This window comes from Paracoccus broussonetiae (assembly GCF_031854425.1).
GTDB classification, from domain to species: domain Bacteria; phylum Pseudomonadota; class Alphaproteobacteria; order Rhodobacterales; family Rhodobacteraceae; genus Paracoccus; species Paracoccus broussonetiae.
Map to the genome: position 1 here is coordinate 70,511 of NZ_JAVRQI010000018.1, position 21,924 is coordinate 92,434.

General features: G+C 62.2%; 19 protein-coding genes. 9 read left to right on the forward strand and 10 right to left on the reverse strand.

The genetic code is table 11. The features are described 5' to 3' along the window. Nucleotides 1-39 precede the first annotated feature (39 nt). Both RM190_RS20025 and RM190_RS20030 read right to left on the reverse strand, forming a co-directional pair. Nucleotides 40-531, reverse strand: coding sequence for a GNAT family N-acetyltransferase (locus RM190_RS20025; RefSeq protein WP_311761244.1), 492 nt, complete (start codon nt 529-531; stop codon nt 40-42). 1,016 nt (nt 532-1,547) lie between these two features. Next, nucleotides 1,548-2,003, reverse strand: a complete 456-nt coding sequence (locus tag RM190_RS20030) for a hypothetical protein (protein ID WP_311761245.1) — start codon at nt 2,001-2,003, stop codon at nt 1,548-1,550. A 324-nt stretch (nt 2,004-2,327) separates the two neighbouring features. On the opposite strand from RM190_RS20030, the gene RM190_RS20035 reads away from it, so the two are divergent. Then, nucleotides 2,328-2,750: a hypothetical protein gene (locus RM190_RS20035; protein WP_311761246.1), complete on the forward strand. Its 423-nt coding sequence runs from the start codon at nt 2,328-2,330 to the stop codon at nt 2,748-2,750. A 390-nt stretch (nt 2,751-3,140) separates the two neighbouring features. Here RM190_RS20035 and RM190_RS20040 read toward each other — a convergent pair whose 3' ends face one another. Further along, complete coding sequence (locus RM190_RS20040) at nt 3,141-3,740, reverse strand: hypothetical protein (protein WP_311761247.1); 600 nt, start codon at nt 3,738-3,740, stop codon at nt 3,141-3,143. 1,048 nt (nt 3,741-4,788) lie between these two features. After that, entirely contained in the window at nt 4,789-5,952 is a 1,164-nt protein-coding gene (locus RM190_RS20045) for a MurR/RpiR family transcriptional regulator (RefSeq protein WP_311761248.1), read from the reverse strand. On the opposite strand from RM190_RS20045, the gene RM190_RS20050 reads away from it, so the two are divergent. From RM190_RS20050 to RM190_RS20060, 3 genes are all read left to right on the forward strand, one after another. After that, complete coding sequence (locus RM190_RS20050; RefSeq protein ID WP_311761249.1) at nt 5,900-6,727, forward strand: creatininase family protein; 828 nt, start codon at nt 5,900-5,902, stop codon at nt 6,725-6,727. The two genes, RM190_RS20045 and RM190_RS20050, sit on opposite strands and share 53 nt — an antisense overlap. 24 nt (nt 6,728-6,751) lie before the next feature. Further along, nucleotides 6,752-8,353: an ABC transporter substrate-binding protein gene (locus tag RM190_RS20055; RefSeq protein WP_311761250.1), complete on the forward strand. Its 1,602-nt coding sequence runs from the start codon at nt 6,752-6,754 to the stop codon at nt 8,351-8,353. Nucleotides 8,354-8,452: 99 nt separating this feature from the next. Beyond that, nucleotides 8,453-9,685 carry an NAD(P)/FAD-dependent oxidoreductase gene (locus RM190_RS20060; protein ID WP_311761251.1) on the forward strand — a complete coding sequence of 411 codons (1,233 nt, stop codon included), beginning with the start codon at nt 8,453-8,455 and terminating at the stop codon, nt 9,683-9,685. Nucleotides 9,686-9,886: 201 nt separating this feature from the next. On the opposite strand, the gene RM190_RS20065 is transcribed toward RM190_RS20060, so the two are convergent. Continuing rightward, complete coding sequence (locus RM190_RS20065) at nt 9,887-10,951, reverse strand: saccharopine dehydrogenase family protein (RefSeq protein WP_311761252.1); 1,065 nt, start codon at nt 10,949-10,951, stop codon at nt 9,887-9,889. 104 nt (nt 10,952-11,055) lie between these two features. Between RM190_RS20065 and RM190_RS20070 the strand changes: the two genes are divergently transcribed. Continuing rightward, nucleotides 11,056-11,697 carry a TetR/AcrR family transcriptional regulator gene (locus RM190_RS20070; protein WP_311761253.1) on the forward strand — a complete coding sequence of 214 codons (642 nt, stop codon included), beginning with the start codon at nt 11,056-11,058 and terminating at the stop codon, nt 11,695-11,697. A 354-nt stretch (nt 11,698-12,051) separates the two neighbouring features. On the opposite strand, the gene RM190_RS20075 is transcribed toward RM190_RS20070, so the two are convergent. The 5 genes from RM190_RS20075 to RM190_RS20095 form a co-directional block, all read right to left on the reverse strand. Then, nucleotides 12,052-12,984, reverse strand: a complete 933-nt coding sequence (locus RM190_RS20075) for a BKACE family enzyme (protein WP_311761254.1) — start codon at nt 12,982-12,984, stop codon at nt 12,052-12,054. Next, nucleotides 12,984-13,892 (reverse strand): 3-hydroxyacyl-CoA dehydrogenase, encoded by a 909-nt coding sequence (locus RM190_RS20080; RefSeq protein ID WP_311761255.1) that lies wholly within the window; start codon nt 13,890-13,892, stop codon nt 12,984-12,986. The genes RM190_RS20075 and RM190_RS20080 overlap by 1 nt, the downstream gene beginning before the upstream one ends. A gap of 11 nt (nt 13,893-13,903) precedes the next feature. Beyond that, a complete protein-coding gene (locus RM190_RS20085) occupies nt 13,904-16,423 on the reverse strand; it encodes a branched-chain amino acid ABC transporter ATP-binding protein/permease (RefSeq protein WP_311761256.1) in 2,520 nt (839 codons plus the stop codon). Between the two features lie 7 nt (nt 16,424-16,430). Continuing rightward, nucleotides 16,431-17,309: a branched-chain amino acid ABC transporter permease gene (locus RM190_RS20090; RefSeq protein ID WP_311761257.1), complete on the reverse strand. Its 879-nt coding sequence runs from the start codon at nt 17,307-17,309 to the stop codon at nt 16,431-16,433. Nucleotides 17,310-17,377: 68 nt separating this feature from the next. Continuing rightward, nucleotides 17,378-18,628, reverse strand: coding sequence for an ABC transporter substrate-binding protein (locus RM190_RS20095; protein WP_311761258.1), 1,251 nt, complete (start codon nt 18,626-18,628; stop codon nt 17,378-17,380). 164 nt (nt 18,629-18,792) lie between these two features. Here RM190_RS20095 and RM190_RS20100 point away from each other — a divergent pair, with 164 nt between their 5' ends. From RM190_RS20100 to RM190_RS20115, 4 genes are all read left to right on the forward strand, one after another. Continuing rightward, nucleotides 18,793-19,482 carry a GntR family transcriptional regulator gene (locus tag RM190_RS20100; RefSeq protein WP_311761259.1) on the forward strand — a complete coding sequence of 230 codons (690 nt, stop codon included), beginning with the start codon at nt 18,793-18,795 and terminating at the stop codon, nt 19,480-19,482. 21 nt (nt 19,483-19,503) lie between these two features. Continuing rightward, nucleotides 19,504-20,271: an SDR family oxidoreductase gene (locus tag RM190_RS20105; RefSeq protein ID WP_311761260.1), complete on the forward strand. Its 768-nt coding sequence runs from the start codon at nt 19,504-19,506 to the stop codon at nt 20,269-20,271. A 271-nt stretch (nt 20,272-20,542) separates the two neighbouring features. Next, complete coding sequence (locus tag RM190_RS20110; protein WP_311761261.1) at nt 20,543-21,331, forward strand: HpcH/HpaI aldolase family protein; 789 nt, start codon at nt 20,543-20,545, stop codon at nt 21,329-21,331. A gap of 233 nt (nt 21,332-21,564) precedes the next feature. Beyond that, on the forward strand, nt 21,565-21,708 hold the full coding sequence (locus tag RM190_RS20115) for a hypothetical protein (RefSeq protein ID WP_311761262.1): 144 nt from the start codon (nt 21,565-21,567) through the stop codon (nt 21,706-21,708). Nucleotides 21,709-21,924 lie beyond the last annotated feature (216 nt).

Here is a 21,924-nt window from a genome sequence, read left to right on the forward strand (position 1 = left end):
CGGGCGGAATTTCAACCGCCCGGATCGTCTGGCGGGGTCCTATAGATCCGCGACCATTTCATGCCAAGCCATGCCACCATGGTCGCTGGCCGACGGTTGGACATAGGTATATCCCAACTTCTCATACAGCCCGACATGCTGATCCTTGCACATCAGATGGATCGTCTGCTTGCCCATTGCACGCATCCGGGCAGTGAATTCCTGCATGAGTATCTTGGCATAACCCCTGCCTTGATACTGCGGATCGACGACCACCGACATGATGACGACATTGGGCGCTTCCGCATCGTGGCCGACCAACTCCTTGAACGCCTCATCCGACATGACGACATCAAACGCGCAGCCGCTGTTGATAAAACCCGCAATTTCGCCATCGGCCTCGAGGATCAGAAACCCTTCAGGATGTTGGGAAATGCGCAATCTGATTTTTGCAAGGGTCGCGGCCTCATCCCCTTCGTAGGACGCGACCTCGATCTGAAAGCAGCGATCGGCATCCTCTTGGCGGGCCATTCGAAAGGTCAGATCGGTCATTCTGGGTCTCACAGTAGCTAAGAATACTCCACGCATATACTTGCTACAAAGCCTCAGAAAGTATTCGTGAATTTATGCTTAGTCCTGCGACACGCTCATGTGGAGGACGGTCTGAGAAGAGCATACTGATCGGTGTGGACTTGGATGTTACCTATCCACGTTGGCGCCTCAGTTAAGGATACCGAAAGCGCCATTGGCTTGCCCTGATCTGTCTCAGTCATGTCGAGAATGCCGCGCTCAGGGTCGAGTGGCTGCTTTGGCCAATGCTGCGGCCGCAACGCCGCCACCCACAGACAGCTTCCCACTTCCGCCGCACGCCGCCTTAGCGACCGGTCTCACACTTCTCCTGCGGTTGCTATGCCGTACCACCGGCGGTCGGCTTTCCGCCCCTCGGGGCGATTCCGCTGTGGGTTGGGACTTAGCCTGCGGTGCGGCGAACGGCAGATTTGTCCGCACATCTGTGAAGGCTGACTTGGTCCAGCACCGCGGGTCGTGCGGCCGCTCGACGCACTGAGCCCTTACCCAACGTTTGGTGCGCATTCGACGATATGAGTTATACGATAGGAGAGGTTCATTTCTAGCTCTTGGTCGTAAAGCTGTGTCGGACCACCAGACTTGACCCCTCGGAAATCCCGCAGCTCTTGACCCAGCGCGGCGCAGGCCGCTGCCGCACGTCTGTGGCAGATAAAGGGATCTGTCAGTGACGCTGGAGAACACAACAGATAACCTGCTATTTTCCCATCCGTTGAGGTCTGAGTGAAGCGAAGCTGGTCGTCATACCAAGTGCATGCCGTTTGCATAACCATGGAGACCATCCCAACCAATCCAACGAGCCTGGATGTCATGCCTCGCCTCGATCTCCGGGCCATCACCTTTGAGTTCTTTACTAAATAACGCAACAAGCAGGTGTAGGGAATGACCGCTTCGCTGCCGACAAGACTGCGGCTCCGTGGCGGTCGCCGTAGCTCCGCGAGCCTCCGGTTTGTCCGCTTCGCGTCGCCCGTCATTTCGAACCCTTAGCGGTCCTTCCGGTCGAGATCGCGAGCGTACATCCAGTTGGCGGCCGCGTAGACGGCGGCACATTCATCGGCGGAGAGATCTTTCGGACATGATTGGGGTTCGTCATTTTTCAATCGCTCAACACGCATCCGAAGGTGCGCTTTGTCAAACGGATCACCCGGATCAAGGACGGCGAGGTTAGGCAATATGGCTTCGACCTCTTGCTGAAGCCGTCTCCTCAACATTACGAAACACTCATCCTCGGAATTTTCTTTAGTCGCTATTTCGCAGTAGCGGATAGCAAGGCCTGCGCAATCAGAATCCATCGCCGCGGCCAGCACACTGCTCTGTGCCGTGTTCCCAGCACAGGCATCAAACCATCGAACGACATCCTGTGATTGATCGCTACCCGGCTCTGCAGTAAGTGCGCCGGCGGAAATGAACGTGAGCACGATGCCGCCAAGAACCTTCATGTTCACACCGTCGGAATGAGCCGATGGTGCAAACTGTAGCGAAACATACTTCGGGGGCAATGACCGCTTCGCCCGCATCGCAGACGCTCCTCAGCCAAAAATGCTACGGGACGTGTCGAGCGGCTGCTTCGGGGAATGCTGTCGTGCGGCATTATCAGGATGCGACCGTCGGCAAAGGGCCGGCCAAACCTGTCGTGGCCAGTGGCACTGTAGAGGCCGCCAACATGACGGTTGCTCTGCCGCAGCATGTTGCTCGGAGCTCATTGCAGACATTAGCTATTCATACATGGTGGGGTGAGCTGTAGGCCTATAGAAGGAGAGCTTATGCGCAAACCGATTCTGATGTTCTTGAGTACGGCTGCCATCTGGCACGGAACTTCGGCACACGCCGAATTTAAAAACGACGGTTCCATATTGGAGGATCTCATCAATGGCAACCGAATTCCTCTGAGCGACCGGCGGTTCAGAGAATACACGCAGATTTGCTTGGTAGGATATGACTTGCATGGAATAAGGTCGGAGCAATGCGAAGAAGCGCAAGAAAACAGCGTGATCGCCATTCCAAAGGAGAACGCGGCTTGCGTGCCTCTCATTAAACGCCGCGATCTCCGCAAAATTAACCTAAATGTCCTTTTGGACGGTGAGATACAATGTGTGGATGTGCTTCCCGGAAATTCGTTGTTTGTCGTTAAAGGGGTGCCGGGGATCAGATACGACCGCATCGACGCGCAAGTAAGTGGCCGTTGAGCACAAGCGTATCAGCGCTTTCTGACCCCACAACAGGCGTATTTTACCAACAGCAGCTAAGTGACCGCCTGGTCCGCGAGCCAGCATAAGCCCGGCGTGACAATGCCATATGACGTTGAACCGCTATCTGCCAAAGCGGGTAACCCATTCGATGTAGGCCCAGCCAAAGGCCACAATCGAAACTAAGGTTATAAGCATATAGCGAAGGCTCCTGTTCTTCACCACCTCGCGATGCATTCACCGAGTGCACTCAACAGAGCTTCCACGCCGCAACCTCCACAGATCCTTGAGCAGCCGCAAGACGACGATGTGCGAACTGTGGCTTTGTCCGCGTCGCGCGGCCCAAGACGGCCGCGGCCATCTCTGAGAGCCCTCAGCTGACGATCCTTGTCATCGAAATGCAAAGCTGCCAGGAGTGCGAGCGCCGAGCACTTCGATTGTCGGGACAATGCGGGCGCTGCCCGTTTCAGAAGGCAGTTTTGGTCCCACAAACGTCAGAGTGCGGGTTTCGTTCGGACTTAGGTTACCGGAGATGTTCGCAGTGCTAAAGGTGCGGGCACCATCGAATCCCGCCTCGATCAATGCAGTCTGCTCGCCTTCGATGAAGTAGCGAATACCATATTTCACAGACTCAATAGGTTCTTTGGAACCGTTGTTCACAGTGCATTCGATCAGGCCAAAATTATGCGCCCTCGCGGACTTCTCCCCGCCCGGGAATGAGCAGGCAGAAACTTTCACATCCTGTTTGAGGGTGGGCGGCGGCTGATAGTCGAGGCTGCAGTTGCTGGACCGATAGGAGGCGCCCCCATCCGACGGTAGACAGCCCATAAGTGAAGGAGCTTGGTCGTTTGCAAATGTCGGGAGTGCAGCAGAGGCAAAAAGCATCAACAAAACGGCGCGCACGGCGGCTCCTAGATTTGAGTCTTCAAGAATTTTCTCGACACCCAAACCGGAACGCGAGTGCTCATCAATGACCGCAATGTCCCGCATGGCGCACGACTGGCCCAATGGGCTCTGAGAGACGGGTGCGGCCGTCTCGGGCCGTGCGATGCGGACGAGGCTGCTGTTGAGCAGGGGCCCGATTGGTAGAGCTAAGTCGATAATCACAGGAAGGAATCTGTTTAAGAATGCCGACATTTCCGCCTTTGCGACGGCTTGCCTCCATCGCTGCAACTGTGATTTGTATTGGTAGCGCCCAAGCATCAGCGCAGGGGTCCGACCTACCGGGCGGCTTCCGGTTGGGCAGTTCACTTGATGAAGCCAAGCGACAGGCCGCTCCCCAAGGTTGGGAGCTTGTTCCGCTTTCGCCAGAACTACCTTCCTCTTGGCACGTTAATAATCAAGATATAGGTGTTCACGTTTGCGGCGATAAAGTCGCCAGTGTCTCTCGCACAGTCCCAGGAAATCTTGATGAGTTCGCCCAACTGGTTTTTGACCGTCAAGTTTAATTAGGCAAGCCTGAGCTTCAGGTCGTAACATGGAATGCTGGTGCTATACGGATCTCCAACATAGACGCGCGCTTTCCGGAAACAAATGGGCTCGGTCTTGCCATACAGTTCAGCAGCACCGCGGGCAAACTCGCTATAAATACACTATATTATACACATGCGCACTGTCCAGAAGCGGGTGCCGACTGACGGCTATGGGCTCCGCGCAACATGCTGCAAACCAGCAACCGGCCATTGACCGGATGGTATGGCGCGGTCCCCGAAGCGAGCGAGGCCGGCCCTTTGCTGCCGCTCGCCCCTCTGAGATGCCGGACCACGGCTTTTTCGAAACAGCCGTTCGAACTGCAATGCAGTGGAAACCCTCGTCGTCATGGTAGACGAAGCTGCCCATTTGCGGGTGCCGCACATCTATTCAGGCCACCACCTGTCGAGCACCCGGAGGGCGAAAAGGGGCATGACGGCGATGCTGCACGGCATTGGCGGCGAGGCTGAGGAAGCGGACATTCGTGCGCCGCGTAGCAACTCATCGGGGGCGGGCACATCATTAAGGCTCTTGTCGAATTTCACCGACCTCGCCTGCGATTTTCCCCTCAGCGGCGTCGCTCACCAATTTCGTCATGATCGGGGTGAATATGACCGATAGTTTCGGCATAGATCTCTGACATCTGCTTCATCCGGTCCACGACCTGCGGGCCGAGCAGGTTGAACACTTCGTTGATCAGCAGGCTGCTGAGGCTGACGAAACCGGAACTGGAATCCATGAACTGATTGAGGTCGGTGGCGACCTCCAGCACGTCATCGACACTGTCGCGCCCCCAGTCGCAATGCTGGTCGGTCAGCAGGATCACGGACAGTCCTGCCGCGCGCGCCCGTTCAGCGAGTTCCCTGGTCAGTCGCGAATAGCGCCGCATATCCATGATCAGGATGCAGGAATTGTCCGGGGCATCAAGCAGCACGTCGGAGAAATGCCCGGACCGGCTGTCGACCAGCCGGACCCTCGGGCGCAGATATTGCAGCAGTCTGGCCATGTAGACCGCGTGACCTTCCTCGGGCTGAAAGCCGGTGATGAAAACCTCGGCGCAATGGGACAGGCGGTGGGCGACGCGGGCGAATTCGGGACTGCGCGCGATCTCGTAATTGCGCATCACCGCCGCGATCTCGCGCTCCATGCCGATGTTGCGCGCGGCGGGGCCGGATTGCATCTGCTGATGAAGAGCCTTCAGCCGGTCTCCAAGAAGAAAGGCTCGGTCTTGGGTCTTGCGGTCCAGCTCGTCGCGCAGCGCGGCCTTGAGCTCGCGAAAATGCCGATAGCCTAGCACCCGGCAAAAACGCCCCACCGAGGCTTCGCCGACGCCCAGCTTCTTCGCCAGAGACGCCGCCGTTTCATAGGAAAGCGTTCCAAGATTGGCCTGCATATGCTTGCCGATAAGGGATTCGGTGGGCGTTGCCCGCTTTAGCGCCGCAAGGATGCGGCTTTCGACCGGACCTTGGGGGGCGGCTGGATTCTTGGTTTCCGGATCGCCCCGATGCCGTTGCTTGCGGGTCATCCCGCCTTCCCCTTTTCCCCATCCTTCCGGCCGGCCCGCGCGAAGGCAGACGCCATCGGTTCTTGACAGAAATATTCCGCATACTAACACTTGCAATAAAACTATCAAACCAACTTTGGCGCAGAGCCGCCGATGCGAAGGAAAGGCAATCACGATGCTTGTTGAGGTGGAATGGCAAAAGCTGCGCGCGCCGGAAATTCGCGCCATTGCGGCCAGGCCGGGGGCGCTGGCAATCCTGCCCATCGGCTCGTTGGAACAGCATGGCCCGCATCTGCCGGTGATCACCGACACCGCCAGCGCCTCAGCGGCGGCGATCGCGGCGGCGCGGCTTGTCGCCGATGAGGTGCCGGTGGTCGTCCTGCCCGGCCTGTGGCTGGGCATGAGCGAGCATCATCTGCCCTTCGGTGGCACCATCACGCTGGATTATGCGACCCTGCGCGCCGTCCTTGGCTGCATTGTGCGCTCGCTGGTTTCGGGCGGCTTCGGGCGGCTTCTGATCGTGAATGGCCATGGCGGCAATATCGACCCGCTGGCGGTCGCGGTGCGTGAGCTGGCGGTGGAATACGACATGCCGATCGTGGCCTGCCTGCCGTGGGACATGGCCCCCGATGAGGTCGCATCCATCATGGAAACGGCGCCGGGCGCGGGGCACGCCTGCGAGGGTGAGGCCTCTCTGATGCTTGAGATCATGCCGGACGCCGTGCGCCCCGAAAACTTTGCCGCGGCCTTGGGCAACCAGAAGGACGACTGGCATCTGCCGCGCGGCGCGAGCCGTTTCTATTCCTTCTCGGAACGGCGTCCGGTGACGGGGACCATGGGCGATCCACGCCCCGCCACGGCGGCGAAGGGCGCGGCCATCCTGACCGCGCAGGCCCATGCGGTCGCCCAGCTGATCCGCGACTCGGCCGCATGGACCCCTCCCGATCAGGTCTGGGCGCCGGGGCGTGGTCAACGCAGCACGATGGGCCGGGACCAGGCCTGACCAACCAGCAAGAACATCAGGGAGATGACCGTGACACTGCGCCTGAAACTGCCTTTGTTTGCTTTGACCTGCGCCATAGCGCTTGGCGCGGGGGGCGCCATGGCCAAGGATTTCATTTATTGCTCGGAAGGCGCGCCCGAAGGCTTCGACCCCGCGCTTTACTCGACCAACTCGACCTGGGATGCCTCGGCGCAGACGGTCTATGACGGGCTGACCCGCTACAAGCGCGGCACCTCGGACATTGAGCCGGCGCTGGCGGAAAGTTGGGATGTGTCCGCCGACAACCGTGAATACACCTTCCATCTGCGCAAGGGAGTCAAGTTCCACACCACTCCGGACTTCACGCCGACCCGCGATTTCAACGCCGATGACGTGATCTTCAGCTTTGAGCGCCAGATGTCCAAGGACGGCCCCTGGGCGGAATATGCGGGGGCCTCTGGCTGGCAGATGTTCGACGCGATGGGGATGCCCGACGCGATCAAGGAGATCGTCAAGATCGACGATCAGACGGTCAAATTCGTGCTGAACGCACCGGATGCCTCGTTCCTGGCGGCGATGGCGCTGAATTTTGGCGCGGTCCTGTCAAAGGAATATGCCGACGCTCTGAGCGCCTCGGGGAAACAGGTCGAACTGAATCAGAAGCCGGTCGGCACCGGGCCCTTTGCCTTTGTCGCCTATCAGCAGGATGCGGCGATCCGTTATCGGGCCAATGCCGACTGGTGGGACGGCAAACCGCCGATCGACAATCTGGTTTTTGCGATCACCCAGGACCCAACCGTGCGGATCACCAGGCTCAAGGCCGGCGAATGCCTCATGGCTGCCTATCCCGCCCCCGCCGAGGTTCCGGCGCTCAAGGCGGACAAATCGCTTAATGTCATGGAGGCGCCAGGGCTGAACATCGCCTTCATGGCGTTCAACACCCAGGTTGCGCCCTGGGACAGGCCCGAGGTCCGGCGCGCGGTGGCGATGGCGATCAACCGCCCCGCTCTTGTCGATGCGGTCTATCAGGGCATGGGACAGGTTGCGGAAACGCCGCTGCCGCCAACGATCTGGGGATATAACGACCAGCTTGCGCCCTATCCCTACGATCCGGCCGCTGCCAAGGCCGCGCTGGAAGCAGCGGGCGTGAAGGACGCGAAGCTGAACATCTGGGCGATCCCGGTCAGCCGCTCCTACATGCCCAACGGGCGGCGCGCGGCCGAGATGATCCAGGCCGATCTGGCGCAAGTGGGCATCACCGGCGAGATCGTCAGCTATGAATGGGGCGAATATCTGAAACGCGTGCGCGCGCTGGATCGTGACGGCTTCGCGATGTCGGGCGGATCAAGCGACAGTGCCGATCCCGACAACCTGCTGGGCTTTTTCCTGAACTGCCCCTCAAGCTCTGGGAATACCGCGTATTGGTGTAACGCCGAGGTGCAGGACCTGCTGAAATCCGCGCGCGCCGAGACCCAACAGGACAAGCGCGCCGAGATGTATGAACGCATCCAGCAGATCGTGCATGACGAGGCACCCGTGCTGCCGCTGGCCAATTCCCGTGTCGTCCTGCCGATGTCCACCAAGGTGAAAAACTATGTGATGGACCCGCTGGGCGCACATCGTTTCGACAAGGTTGACCTCGAATAGCCGGTCAGTCGGGCGCCGGTTGAAAGGGGCAGCCGCGAAGGGGACTTCGCGGCGCCCGGGGCTTTGCAGGCACTCTCTCCAAGGGTGGCGGGATCAGGGATGACAACGACAATCGTATTGGGTGCGGGCATGGTGGGCGTGTCCACGGCGCTTGCCTTGCAGGCCATCGGCGACACGGTGGTTCTGGTGGATCGCAAGGGGATTGGCCGCGAGACCAGCTTTGGCAATGCTGGCGCGATCCAGACCGAGGCGGTCGAGCCCTATGCCTTTCCCCGAGAACCGCGCCGCCTGCTTGGCATCGCCCTCGGGCGCGGCGGCGAGGTCAATTGGCACTTTGGCGCGATGCCCGAGCACCTTCGACCCTTGCTGTCCTATTGGTGGAATTCGCGCCCGCAAAGCCACGCGCGCCTAAGCCAGCACTATCACGCTATCGTGGGGCAATCCGATCTTTACCATGCCCCGCTGATCGCGGCCGCCAAGGCCGAGGAACTTGTCGAACGGCGGGGCTATCATGTCATCTTCCGGACCGATAAGGGGCTGGACGCAGCATGGAAGGACGCCCGCCGCCTCAACGGACAATGGGGGGTGGCCTCGCGGCGTCTGGACGGCGCAGAGCTGACTGCGCTGGAGCCAGAGCTGAAACAAAGCCTGCCGGGCGCGGTCCATTTCCACGATGTCTGGACCTGCCGCAGTCCCGGCGGATTGTCCGCAGCCTATGGCCGCCTGTTTCAGGCCCGTGGCGGCAACTTCGTTTATGGCGACGCGCAATCGCTGGAGCAGACCCGCAGCGGCTGGCGGCTGACGACCGAGGTCGGCAGGGTTGACGCCGAACGGGTGGTGCTGGCGCTGGGGAGTTGGTCGACCCAAGTGACAGGGCGGCTTGGCTACCGCATCCCGCTGTTTCGAAAGCGCGGCTACCACCGGCATTTCGACGCCGCAGGCGGCCCCACGCATCCGCTTTATGACGCCGAGCGCGCGACCTTCATGGCACCGATGACCCAAGGATTGCGGCTTTGCACCGGCGCCGAGTTCACCCGGTTGGACGCAGAAATCGACTGGCGCCAGATCCGCCGCTCAGAGGCGTCGGCCCGCGAATTGTTCGATTTCGGCGACCCGGTCGAGGCCGAACCCTGGTTCGGGCATCGCCCCTGCCTGCCGGACATGCTGCCGGTGATCGGCGAGGCGCCGCGCCACCCCGGCCTGTGGTTCCACTTCGGTCACGGCCATCAGGGCTTTACCGCCGGTCCTGCCTCTGCCCGGATCCTTGTCAGCGCGATGACCGGTCAGCCCCTGCCTGTGGTCGCGGCCCTCGGGGCGGCGCGTTTCGGCTGACACTTCGCTCTCATGAGCCAATGCGCGTTCAGGCATTCCGACCGGTGCTTGCTGTTGAAGGTGAGGCAGGATCAGAAAACAGTCCGGAGGACCGTTTTCCCGGACGATGCGGCCCTCGAAATTGAGGCCAACGACGTCGAGGTCAAGAAAGCGCGCGGCATTCTCCTGCTGTATTTTCAAGGACGGGGTGTCCTTGGATTCTCAGTTTCGGGTCATTTGGAAGTCTGGAATCCGCACGTTCAAGGCATTCAGGAAGTCGCCTGCATCGAAAACCGCGCCCGGCGCCTGCGCACCACTGCCCCGGCTTCTCCCGTCCAGCAGCCGCACGACCGCCTCGCAGATAAGCGGCGCGGAAAAGGCATAAATGTCCCGGCCCGTTGCTGTGATCCGGCGGGTTTCGCGACCCTTTCGGATCACGGCGTTGATCGCAAATCGCTGAGGCGAGCGGCCTGACTCGTCGGCAGCCTTCGGCGTAGGCGTATCTACAGCGCGGACATCGCTGAGTGCCGTTCGGTTTAGGAATGAATGCAGTTCCTTCGGCCGAAGATGACGTGTGATGACGGGGATTTCGGAAAAGGGCAACGCGACGACGGCTTGGCGACCAAATGGTTCTGGAAAGTTCAGCGTCAAGTCGTCAGCAGCGGGCACTAGCGGCGCCAGCCTGCCGTTTGACACCACCAGCCGCTGCGCCGTGTTGCGCGCCCCGGTGATCCTTGTGCCCCTGGTCGGATGCCAGCTATCGAGGGCGATACCGATGCGGATGTCATCGACATCCACCCAGTCGTCCATGGCGGCAGAGACCATAAGATCGCCGAGACCGCCATAGAACCCCATCGCCGGAAGAACGAGAACGCCTGCCGCGCCCGCAGCCTCATCGAAGGCCTCGAATGTCGCCATCGCGCTCGGCTGCTCGGCGGTCACATCCAGATAATGGGCACCAGCGCGAATGGCTGCTTCTGCAACCGGTGCGGCCGTGTCCAGGAAAGGGCCGGCGCAGTTGATGACCGCCGCCATATTGGCAAAGGCGATGTTGAGCGACGCGGCATCGTCGATCGCGGCTTCGCGCAGATCAATCTCCGGACCGAAGACGCGCTCCTGCGCCAGCTTCGCTTTGTTGCGAACGACGGCCACAGGCGTAATGCCTCGCCGCTTCAATTCCGCCACCACGAAACGACCCGTATGACCGCCTGCTCCAAAGATTGCCACGGCCTTTGCCGCGCCACCATTCATTACATCCCCCGTCTGGGTCTCCAAGCGCCCGCTCATCTCTTCCCTCATCGCTACAGACCTGTTTGTATCATTACGCTACGTACAGGTCTGTAGCGTGTCAAGCGCGATCGTGTTAAAGTGCGCTCAATGGAAGTGACCAGATGGTAAAGACGACAGTCAGCACGATGAAAAACATGGCAGAAAATGGCGCGGATTTGCGCGAACGGGTGTTGGAGATAGCTTCGAAACTTTTTTATGAACGCAGCGTGCGCGCGGTCGGTGTCGATCTTGTCGTGGCCAAGGCCGGAGTGGCCAAGACCAGCCTCTACCGCCATTTCCGCACCAAGGATGATCTCGTAGCCGCCTTCCTCAGTCGCGAGGATAAGGATTTCTGGAATATTTGGGACGAGGTCGCGCAGATGCACACCTCGGACCCAGCAGCCGAGCTGGACGCACATCTTTTCTGGATCGGCGAACGTGTCGGCCGCCCCAATTACCGCGGCTGCCCCCAGATCAATGTCGCAGCTGAATTTCCGGAAAGCGATCATCCGGCGCGCAAGGTCGCACACGATCACAAAGCGGAACTGCGCCGCCGCTTGACTGTTCTAGCCGAACGCCTGGGAGCAACGGAGCCGGAAGAGCTGGGCGGACAGCTCGCCGTGCTTGTCAACGGCGCTTTCGTCAGCTCGCAGATGTTGACCGGAGAGGAGGCGGTACCACTGCTTCAGCATATGGCGCACGCACTCGTCGAGTCAGGCTGCGCGCGCGAAGTCAGCACGTTGGAGCAACCAGGCCAAGGCTAGAAGCCGAGCGCGGAACGCCTTTCGAGACGCTCCCGCGAACAACTCCTTCCTCAGGCCGTGCGATAGGGATAGGGACCTCGTGATGTCCTGAGCCTTCTCCAAGCAAGGGCCCGATCAGGGTACCAGCTTTCAGGATCCCGTGGTCCCGCCAAGGGGACACGCCAAATTCGGCTGTTTAAGAACGGAAGGCGCGAGCTAAAGCCGAAATACATGCCGCTTGATCCTCCTGCACGCTGCGAGCCGCTAAAGCAGTCATTGCGTCGCAAGTCTTGATAGGCAGACACTGAAGCACCGCTCGCGAAAAATGCCCTGCCCGTGGGTAACGGACAGGACCGGAGGTCGTATCTGCCCCTATCAGAAAGCAACGGTTTCCGGGCCTTTCAGCGCCAGAATCTCACGTGCCTCGTCAGCCGTGGCTATTTCCAGACCCAGTCCTTCGATGATCTGGCGCGCGCGGGCGACCTGCTCGGCATTGCTCTGCGCCAGGCGGCCGGGGCCGTTCCACAGCGAATCCTCGAGGCCCACGCGGACATGCCCGCCCATCGCGGCGGCCATGGCGGCGATGGCCATCTGGTTCTTGCCCGCGCCCAGCACCGACCAGCGGTAATTGTCGCCGAACAGGCGGTCCGCCGTGCGCTTCATGTGCATGACATCCTCGGGGTGAGCGCCAATCCCGCCCATCAGGCCAAAGACCGTCTGGATGAACAGCGGACCCTTGACGATGCCCGCGTCGAAGAAATGCTTCAGGTTGTAAAGATGGGCGCTGTCATAGCATTCGAATTCGAAGCGGGTGCCATTCGCACCCAACGTGGTCAGGATATGCTCGATATCGCCGAAGGTATTGCGAAAGACGATGTCGCGGTTGCCCAGATAGTCCTTTTCCCATTGGTGCTTAAGTTTGGCGTCAAAGCGGTTCAGCATCGGGAACAGGCCGAAATTCATGGTGCCCATGTTCAGGGACGCGACCTCGGGCTTCCAGGTGGCGGCGGGGCGGATACGTTCCTGAATGGTCATCGTGGGCGCGCCGCCGGTCGTGATGTTGACGACGCAGTCGCTGCGCTGCTTGATGACGCGCAGGAAGGGCTCGAACGCCTCGGGTGTCTGGTCGGGCCGCCCGTCCTTGGGATCGCGTGCGTGAAGATGGACGATGGCCGCGCCCGCCTCGGCTGCGCCGATGGCCGCCTCGGCGATCTCGGCCGCCGTCACCGGCAGGTATTCCGACATCGAGGGCGTGTGGATCGCGCCGGTGACGGCGCAGGTGATGATCGTCTTGCGAGGCTTGGCCATTAGTCTTTCCTTTCGCTGCGGCTGCGCAGATGGCGATCCAGTGCCGCCAGTTCCCGGTCGCGCCAATCCTGGCGTGCGCGGATTTCGGTGTCGGGGAAGGCGTCGGCGACGACCTGGCCCGCGGCTTCGGTAAAGGCTTCGCCGCGCGCCGCATCGTCGGTCAGGCGCGCCAACATCGGGCCATAACGGCGGACGTAATCGGGCACGCCGCCGGGCGCGTTCAGCAGGATCGTTTCCAGCGGCCCCATGAAGGCCCAGCGGCGGCCCAGCCCGTGGCGGATGGTGTCGTCCAGCCCCTGCACATCGATCACGCCGCGTTCGACCAGGCTTAGAGATTCCGCCAGCAGCACCGCCTGCAAGCGGTTCAGGACAAAGCCGTCGATTTCGCGCGTCAGGCGGGCGGGAACCTGTCCGACCTGCCGGAACAGCGCCTCGGCCCGGTCCATGACCTCGGGCGCGGTTTGGGCCGAGGGGCAAAGTTCGACGATGGGCACCAGATGCGGCGGGTTGACGGGATGGGCGACAAGGCAGCGCGCGGCGCCCGCCAGCCCCTCGGACCAGACCGAGGGCATCAGCGCCGAGCTGGATGACGCAAGAATGGTGCCCGGCGCGGCCAGCCGGTCCAGATCGGCGAACAGCGCGCGCTTGATCGCCGCATCCTCGGGGCCGTTTTCCTGCACCCAATCCGCGCCGTCCAGCGCCTTGGCCAGCGTGGCGCAAGGCGTGACCAGCGCCGCGATGCCCGCATCACCGCCCGCGTCGCGGATCATGGCGCCGATGTCGTCGGCCAGCCGGTCGAGCACGGTCGGGTTCGCGTCCCAGACCTGGACGGGCAGGCCCGCACGGGCAAAGACCAGCGCCCATGACCGGCCGATCAGGCCAGCACCGATGATAGCGATTGTGGTCATGCATTCTCCCTTCACAACCAAAGCACCTGGCGGCGCAGATCCAGATCCTCGGCCAGCGCGCGGGACGGTCCGTCATGGAACACCCGGCCCATTTCCAGCGCCACGGTCCGGTCGGACAGGGCCAGCGCAAGATCAAGGTTGTGGTCGACGATCACGATGGACAGCTGGTCCCGCAGCTTGTCGAAACTGTGGAAAAGCTGCTCGACCACCGCGGGGGCCAGCCCCTCGAAGGGTTCGTCCAGCAGCAGGATGCGGGTATCGCCGGACAGCGCGCGGGCGACGGCGGCCATCTGCTGTTCGCCGCCCGACAGGCGGTCGGCCTCGGTCTCCATCCGCTCGCCAAGACGAGGGAAGAATTCAAGGATCTGCTCATCGCTCCAATGGCTGCCCGCGCCGGTCCGACGTTTCAGGCGGCCCAGCTCCAGGTTTTCGCGCACAGTCATTCCGGCGAAAAGACCCCGGCCCTGGGGAACATAGCCGATGCCCGCCCGCGCGATGGTGGCGGGATCAAGGCCCGCCAGTTGCTGGCCGTCCAGCCGGATCGACCCGGAACTGGGCGTGGCGATGCCGATCATCGACTTCAGCAGCGTCGATTTCCCGGCGCCGTTCCGTCCCAGCAGGGCCAGGATCTCGCCCTTGCGGATGTCGAAGCCGACGTCGTGCAGGATGTGGCTTTTGCCGTAATGGACGTTGACCTTGTCCAGGACGCAGATGGTTTCGCCGACCTTGCCCTGATGGGCGCTGGCGGCGACCTCGGCGGTGCCCGAACCGATATAGATCTCGCGCACCTTGTCCGAGGTGCGGGCATCGTCGACGGTGCCGTCCAGCAGCACCTTGCCTTCGTTCATCACCGTGACGTGGTCGGCCAGGTTGAAGACCCGGTCGATGTCATGTTCGACCAGCAGCACCGGAATGTCGGCCGAGACTTGCTTGATCAGGTTGCCGACCCGCTCGCGCTCGGCCACCGACAGGCCCGCCAGCGGCTCGTCGGCCAGCAGCACCCGCGGATGATTGGCCAACGCAAGGCCAAGGTCCAGCAACCGCTGCCCGCCATAGGACAGCGAGCCCGCCTTGGCCCCCTCCATCCCGGCAAGGCCGACCCAAGCCAGAATCTCTCGTGCCTGGTCATTGATGCGCGCGATGCCCTTGGCCGGGATCCACGGGTTCATGCGCAGGGGATCACCCGCCTGGATCGCAAGCCGGACGTTTTCCTGAACCGTCAGGTCGGGAAACAGGCTGGTGATCTGGAAGGACCGGCCCATGCCCATTTGCGCGATCCGGTCGGCCGACAGTCCCGCGACCTGCTGGCCGGCCAATGTCACCTCGCCACTGCTGGGGGCAAGGATGCCGCTGAGCAGGTTGAAGGCCGTGGTCTTGCCCGCGCCGTTCGGGCCGATCAGGGCGTGAAGGCTGCGGTCGCGCACATCGATGCTGACGCCGTCCACCGCCTTGAAGGCACCGAAGCTTTTCGTGATCTGCTGCGCCTTCAGCACAGATCCGGCGGGCTGGCCGGTCGCGCGCAGCATTTCGGGCAAGGGCAGTGCCTCGACCCGACGCTCGGCCATGGCGGCGGCCAGATCGGGGCCCGGGAACAGCCGCCGGATGACCTGACGGCCCATGCCGATCAGGCCGTCGCGGGCGAACAGGACGAAGCCCATGAACACCAGCCCGAACCAGAACAGCCAGTTCTCGGTATAGATCGACAGGTATTCGCGGAACAGGACATAGAAAACCGCGCCAAGTGCCGGCCCCAGAAAGCCGCGCATCCCCCCGATCACCGTCATCGCCAGCAACTCGCCCGAGAAGATGATCGACATCGGCTCGGCCGAGGTCATGCGGTTCTTGTAAAGCAGCAATGCCCCCGCCAGCGCCGTGACGCTGGCCGAGGCGACAAAGGCCGCCAGCTTGTAGCGTCGGGTGCGATAACCAAGGGCGGTGGCGCGGGTTTCGTTTTCGCGGATCGCCTCCAGCACATGGCCAAGGGGCGAATTGACGAAACGCCACATCAGCGCCGCGACGCCAAGCGCCAGGACGGCGGTGACGATATAGAAGTTCATGCTGTCGTTCAGGTCGAACCCGGCGATGACAGGACGCTCGATCCCGCCAAGGCCGTTCTCGCCGCCGGTGACGCTGGTCCAGCGAAAGGCGACGGTGAACCCCAGCGCCGACAGCGCCAGCGTCATCAGCGAGAAATAGACCCCGCGACGGCGTAGCAGCAGCCAGCCGAAGCCCGCGGCGATGATCGCGCTCAGCACCACGGCGGCGACCAGCGGCAGGACGATGGCATGGCCGGGCATCGCCAGCGCGACCAGCGCCGCGACATAGGCGCCCAGGCCGAACCAAGCGCCATGACCGAACGAGACAAGGCCGGTATAGCCCGCCAGCAGGTTCAACCCCATGCAGGCCATGGCGAAGATGACAAGTTCGGCCGCCGAGGTCGTGGTCAGCCCGATGGAGTTCATCAGCCAGGGCAACAGGACGGCCGCGACGCCAGCGACAGCAAGCGGGTGAAGAAATGTGTTTCTGGACATCAGGAAATCACTCGAAGCGCAGAATGCGCTCTCCCATCAGGCCGCGCGGGCGCAGCAGCAGGACGACGAACATCAGCAGGTAGATCGCGGCCAGCGACCAGGATGGCAGGCCAATCGCGATGACCAGCCCCTTGACCAGCCCGACCAGCAGCGCCGCCAGCACCACGCCCCAGAAAGAGCCAAGCCCGCCGATGACGACGACGACAAAGGCCGCGGTCAGGACCTCGCCCCCCATGGCGGGATGGACGGGGACGATCGGCGCCATCAGGACGCCCGCCAGCCCGGCCAGCCCGATCGCGATCCCCGCGACCGTCGACAGGTAAGGCCGCAGCGAGATACCCATCGCCGCCAGAATATCGGGGTTCTGGATGCCCGCGCGAACGATCCGGCCAAAGGCCGTGCGGTTCAGCAACAACCACAGCCCGCCCACCGCCAGCACGGCGACGACGATTAGGAAGATGCGATAGCGGGAATAGATGAAATCGCCCAGGAATACCTGCCCGCGCAGCGCGCCGGGGATGTTATAGGCCAGCGGGGCCGAGCCGAAATGCCAGCGAAGCGCCTGTTCGATCACCATCGCCAGACCAAAGGTCAGAAGCAGGGAATAAAGCGGATCGACGCGGTAGAAGCGGGTGAACAGCAGCCGCTCGGTCACGACGCCCAGTGCCGCCACCAGCAGCGGCACGATGATGACCGCGCCGAAAAAGCCGGTATAGGGCGTGATCGCGATGGCAAGATAGGCGCCGATGGCAAAGAACGCCCCATGCGCCAGGTTGACGATCCCCCCCAGCGAAAAGATCAGCGACAGGCCGATGGCGATGAGCAGGTAATAAAAGCCATCCAGCAGCCCGTTCAGAAGTTGCGACAGGAACAGGAACATGTTCATGCGGTTTCCCCCCCTTGGTTGGTCGCGGGACGCGCGCGCAAACCGGCGCACGCATCCCGTCCTGATGGTTACGAGGAGAAGCTGCAGGTGCCGCCCACCGCATCAGCGATCAGCGTTTCCAGCGGCTGGTCCGGCTGGGGCAGCGGACCCGAGGTGGTGAAGATGTCCCACTGGTTCGCCGCCTCGCCCGAAGGCAGCGCGGTGATCGCGTAGATCTCTTGCAGAAGCTGGTGGCTCTCGGGGTGGAAATAGCCATCCCGTGTTTTCATCATGTCGAACTTGGTAGCCGGATCCTCGAAATAGTCGATGATCGCGGCCGGGTCGGTTCCCTTGGTGTCCCGGATCGCCTGGGCCAGGATCTGGATCGCCATGTAATCGCCCCAGGCTTGGTTTTCCGGCGGCTTGCCGTATTTCGCGGTGAATGCCTTGACGAAGGCCCGGGATTTCTCGGTCTGGATCTGGTGGTTCCAGACGCAGGGCCAGGTGCCTCGGAAATTCTCGGCCCCGGCGGCCCAGGCGGAAGCCGTGTCGAAGCCGAAGCCGCCCAGCGGAAACTCCAGCCCGAATTCCCCGTATTGCTTCAGGAAACTGGTGATCTGCGTCCCGGCAAGGTTCAATGCGACAAGATCCGGCTTGGCGTCCCGGATCTTCAGCATGAAGGACGAGAAATCGGTCGCATCCGTCGGGATCAGGTCTTCGCCCGCCAATTCGCCGCCGTGACGGCCAAGGAAGGCATGCGCGCCCTTGGACAGGTCATGGCCAAAGGCATAATCGGCGCTCAACAGGTACCAGCGCTTGCCCTCGACCAGCCCGTTCTGCAGCAGGTGCTGGCCTTCGGCGTTCACATACATGACGTTCTGGGTTTCGACGTGGAACATGTGACGCTTGCAGTCGCTGCCGCGCAGGGTGTCCGAATTGGCGCCGGTATTGATGAACAACCGCTTCGCGCGCTCGGCGGTCTGGGCGATGGTCAGGGCTGAGGCGGACGAGATCTCGCCCACGATGGCCATGACATTGTCGCGTTCGATCATGCGCTCCGCCTTGGTCGAGGCGGTCTGCGGGTTGACGGAATCTTCCTTGAGGATCTGCAACTGGCGTCCGTCGATGCCGCCGGCCGCGTTGATTTCCTCGACCGCCAGATCGACGGCCATGACGGCATATTCCCCCAAGGGCCCCAGAAAGCCGGTGCGTGGCGTCAGGTGCCCCAGGACAATGGGGCCGTCCTGGGCCCGCAGGATCGACGGTGCGCCAAGCGCCCCAGCCGCAAGGGCGCCGCTGGTCAGCAGAAATCTGCGGCGATCAATTCCAGATAGGCTCATCGAACACTCCTCCCTTTGTTCGGTGGCAGTCGCAGGCGATCTCCCCATCACTGCGATCTGAGATCACAGTTGAAGCCAGAAAAGTATTTGTCAATTTTTTAATGGGCCATCCACTTGCAAACTGAGATCACAGTTGGCAGCATGATGGAGAAAGGTTCTGCCATATGCCTGCTGGTCCCCCGATTTCCGCATTGCCCGAACGGCCCGATTCGCTGGCCCGTCAGGTCCATGACATCCTGTCCGAAATGCTGCTTTCGGGTCAGTTGCGCCCGGCGGATCGCATGTCGATGCGGGATCTGGCCGACCAGCTTGGCGTCTCGGTCATGCCGGTGCGCGACGCGGTCAGCCGGCTGGTCGCCGCCGGGGCGCTGGAAAGCCGGCCCAACCGCGCGGTCGCGGTTCCGCTGATGACGCGCGCGGGCTTTCGCGACCTGACCGAGATCCGCATCCATAACGAGATGCTGGCCGTCCGCCTTGCCACGCTGCGCATGTCTGTTCCCCAGCTTGACCAGTTGCGCCAGCTGGAGATCGCGTTCTGCATGTCGCTGGAAGGCCCCGACAGCCGCGATGCCGTGCGCGCCAACAAGACGCTGCATTTCCACATCTATGAAAGCGCGGGTTCGCCCGTGCTGCGCGACGTGATTGCCGGGATGTGGCTGAAGGCCGGGCCGGTCATCACCCTTGACCTGGGCGAGGCGTCGCGCCGGTCGCGCAACGCGGCCTCGGTCAGCAACCATGCCGATCTGGTGCGGGCGATCGTGGCGCGCGAACCGGACGCGGCGGCCCATGCGCTTGAGGCAGACATAAGGTCCGCCGCCGAATTCATCCTGTCGCGTGACGTACTGCGCGACTGACACCGAACTGCGAGGGAATGCATGGATCTTGATTTGAGCGGACACCGGGTCATCGTCACCGCAGGGGCCAGTGGCATCGGCCGGGCCATCGTCCAGGCCTTTCTGGACGAAGGCGCGATCGTCGCGACCTGCGACATCGACGATGCCGCGCTGGCCACCCTGCCGGAGGGCGTGTTCCGCCAAAAGGTCGATGTCGGCGACAGCACGGCGCTGCGCGGCTTTCTGGACATGGCGATGGCGCATCTGGGCGGGCTTGACTGCCTGGTCAACAATGCGGGCATCGCCGGGCCTACGGCCCGTGTCGAAGACATCGACCTGACCGCCTGGCACCAATGCATCGACATCTGCCTGACCAGCCAGTTCATCGCCTGCGCGGCCTGCACGGACGCGCTTCGCGACAGCGCGAATGCCTCGATCATCAACCTGTCATCGGTGGCGGGCCGCGTGGGGTTCCGCCTGCGCACCCCCTATGCCGCCGCGAAATGGGGGGTGATCGGCCTGACCAAGTCGCTTGCGATAGAGCTTGGCCCCGACGACATCCGCGTCAACGCCATCCTGCCGGGACTTGTCGCCGGAGACCGCCAGCGCCGCGTGCTGGAGGCCAAGGCGCAGTCTCAGGGCCGGAGCGTCGCTGAGGTAGAGGCTCAGGCGTTTTCGTTCACCTCGATCCGTCATTATGTCGAACCCGGTCAGATTGCAGACCAGATTGTCTATCTGGCCAGTCGAAGGGGCAGTTCGGTTTCGGGGCAAGCAATATCGGTTTGCGGCGACACGCAGATGCTGGCCTGATCGTCCTTTGGGTGATGTTCAAAGCGAGAATATCGGAACGTTGTCGTGTCTTCCTGCGGCATCCGGATGTTGGTTTCAGATCTTCATTCAGCCTCTACACCCGTTGCATTGAGCACAAACGCGTATCGTCTCACTTGCGCAGGGCTGGCAAACATCCAACGGCCAACCACCCCGGCAGGCCAAGAGTTTGCGCAAACGCACCCCACAAGACAGGGTTCAGCAAGCAAGAGCCCCCGGATCTCGGCACATTTATCGATCTGAAGGAAAGAACATGAACCCCCTGAAGAAGCGCATCCTTGCGGGAGAGCAGATCGCCGCCGCCTGGGTCCAACTGGGCAGCCCCGACATTGCCGAGATCATGGTTCATCATGGTTGGAAGGTGCTGGTTATCGACGGCGAACATGGCCGTGGCGGCATCGAGGAATGGGTCGCCATCGCGCGCGCCGTCGAGGCCGCGGGCGGCGAGGTGGTGCTGCGCGTCCCGGATGGATCGGACACGATCCTCAAGCAGGTGCTCGACCGCGGCTTCCGCTCGTTGATTGTGCCATTTGTGAACACGGCCGCGCAGGCGCGATCAATTGCCGCCGCCGCGCGCTATCCGGGCCTCGGAAATCGCGGCTATTGCGCCCCGATTATCCGTGCTTCTGGTTGGGGCACTCGGGAGGGATATGCACGGCAGGAGGCCTCGGATGAACTCCTGTTGATCCTGCAATGCGAGCATATCGAAGCTGTCGAAAACCTTGCGGAGATCGCCTCGGTGCAGGGGGTGGATATGGTGTTCATCGGGCCGAATGATCTGGCTGGCTCCATCGATCACCTGGAACGGTTGCTGGAACCCGCCCCACAAATGCTGATCAAGCGAATTGAAGCGATAGTAGCCGAGGCCGGCAAGCCATTGGCCACGATCATAGGGGCGGGGCGCAACTGGAGCGATCTGTGGGCGCTTGGATACCGTTTCGTCGTCGGACCGAATGATGTCTCGCTGGTCATCGAGGGCGCACGCCGGACGGCCTCTGAGCGTGATCGCCTGCCTCTCCCATCTCAGGTCACAGGCTACTGAAAACGCCACGCTGCATATGTCGCAGCACGCTTCGGATTATTCTGTTCGGCCCCGCATCCGCTGGACGCATCCGATATCGGGACCACGGTCAAGAACGACATGGTCACGCTGCAGGACCAGATCGACAGCCGCTGGGCAAACCGCCGGGCCGACGGCTGCACACGGCCCCCGCCTGCGCGGCCGGGAACATTGCGCCTGCGGGCGACGTTCCCTGTAGAAAGCAGGAGGCTTTCATGCCCGAAGACAAGGACCAGACGACCCGGCCGTCCGAACGGGACAAAAGCGCGCCGCCGCCGGATCGGCCCAGCACCGCGCGGCAGCCCCGATATACCGGTCAGACCACGCCCGCCTCGGCCAGCGACGATCCTAGCGAATAGACGACTGCCTGCATTCACGGCCAGCCGATCGCAGTCGACGATCAAGATGCCGGCGCGTCCGCCCCGACCACAAGGGCCTTCGACCGGCGCCCGCAACAGTTCGCGACAATTCCGTTTCTGCGGTCGCAAAAAACACGCTTAGCTGCTAAACTTGGGCGATGGACCATACGGAGGCCGCGATGACCGAAACCAGAGACGTTCCCGGCATCGATCCGG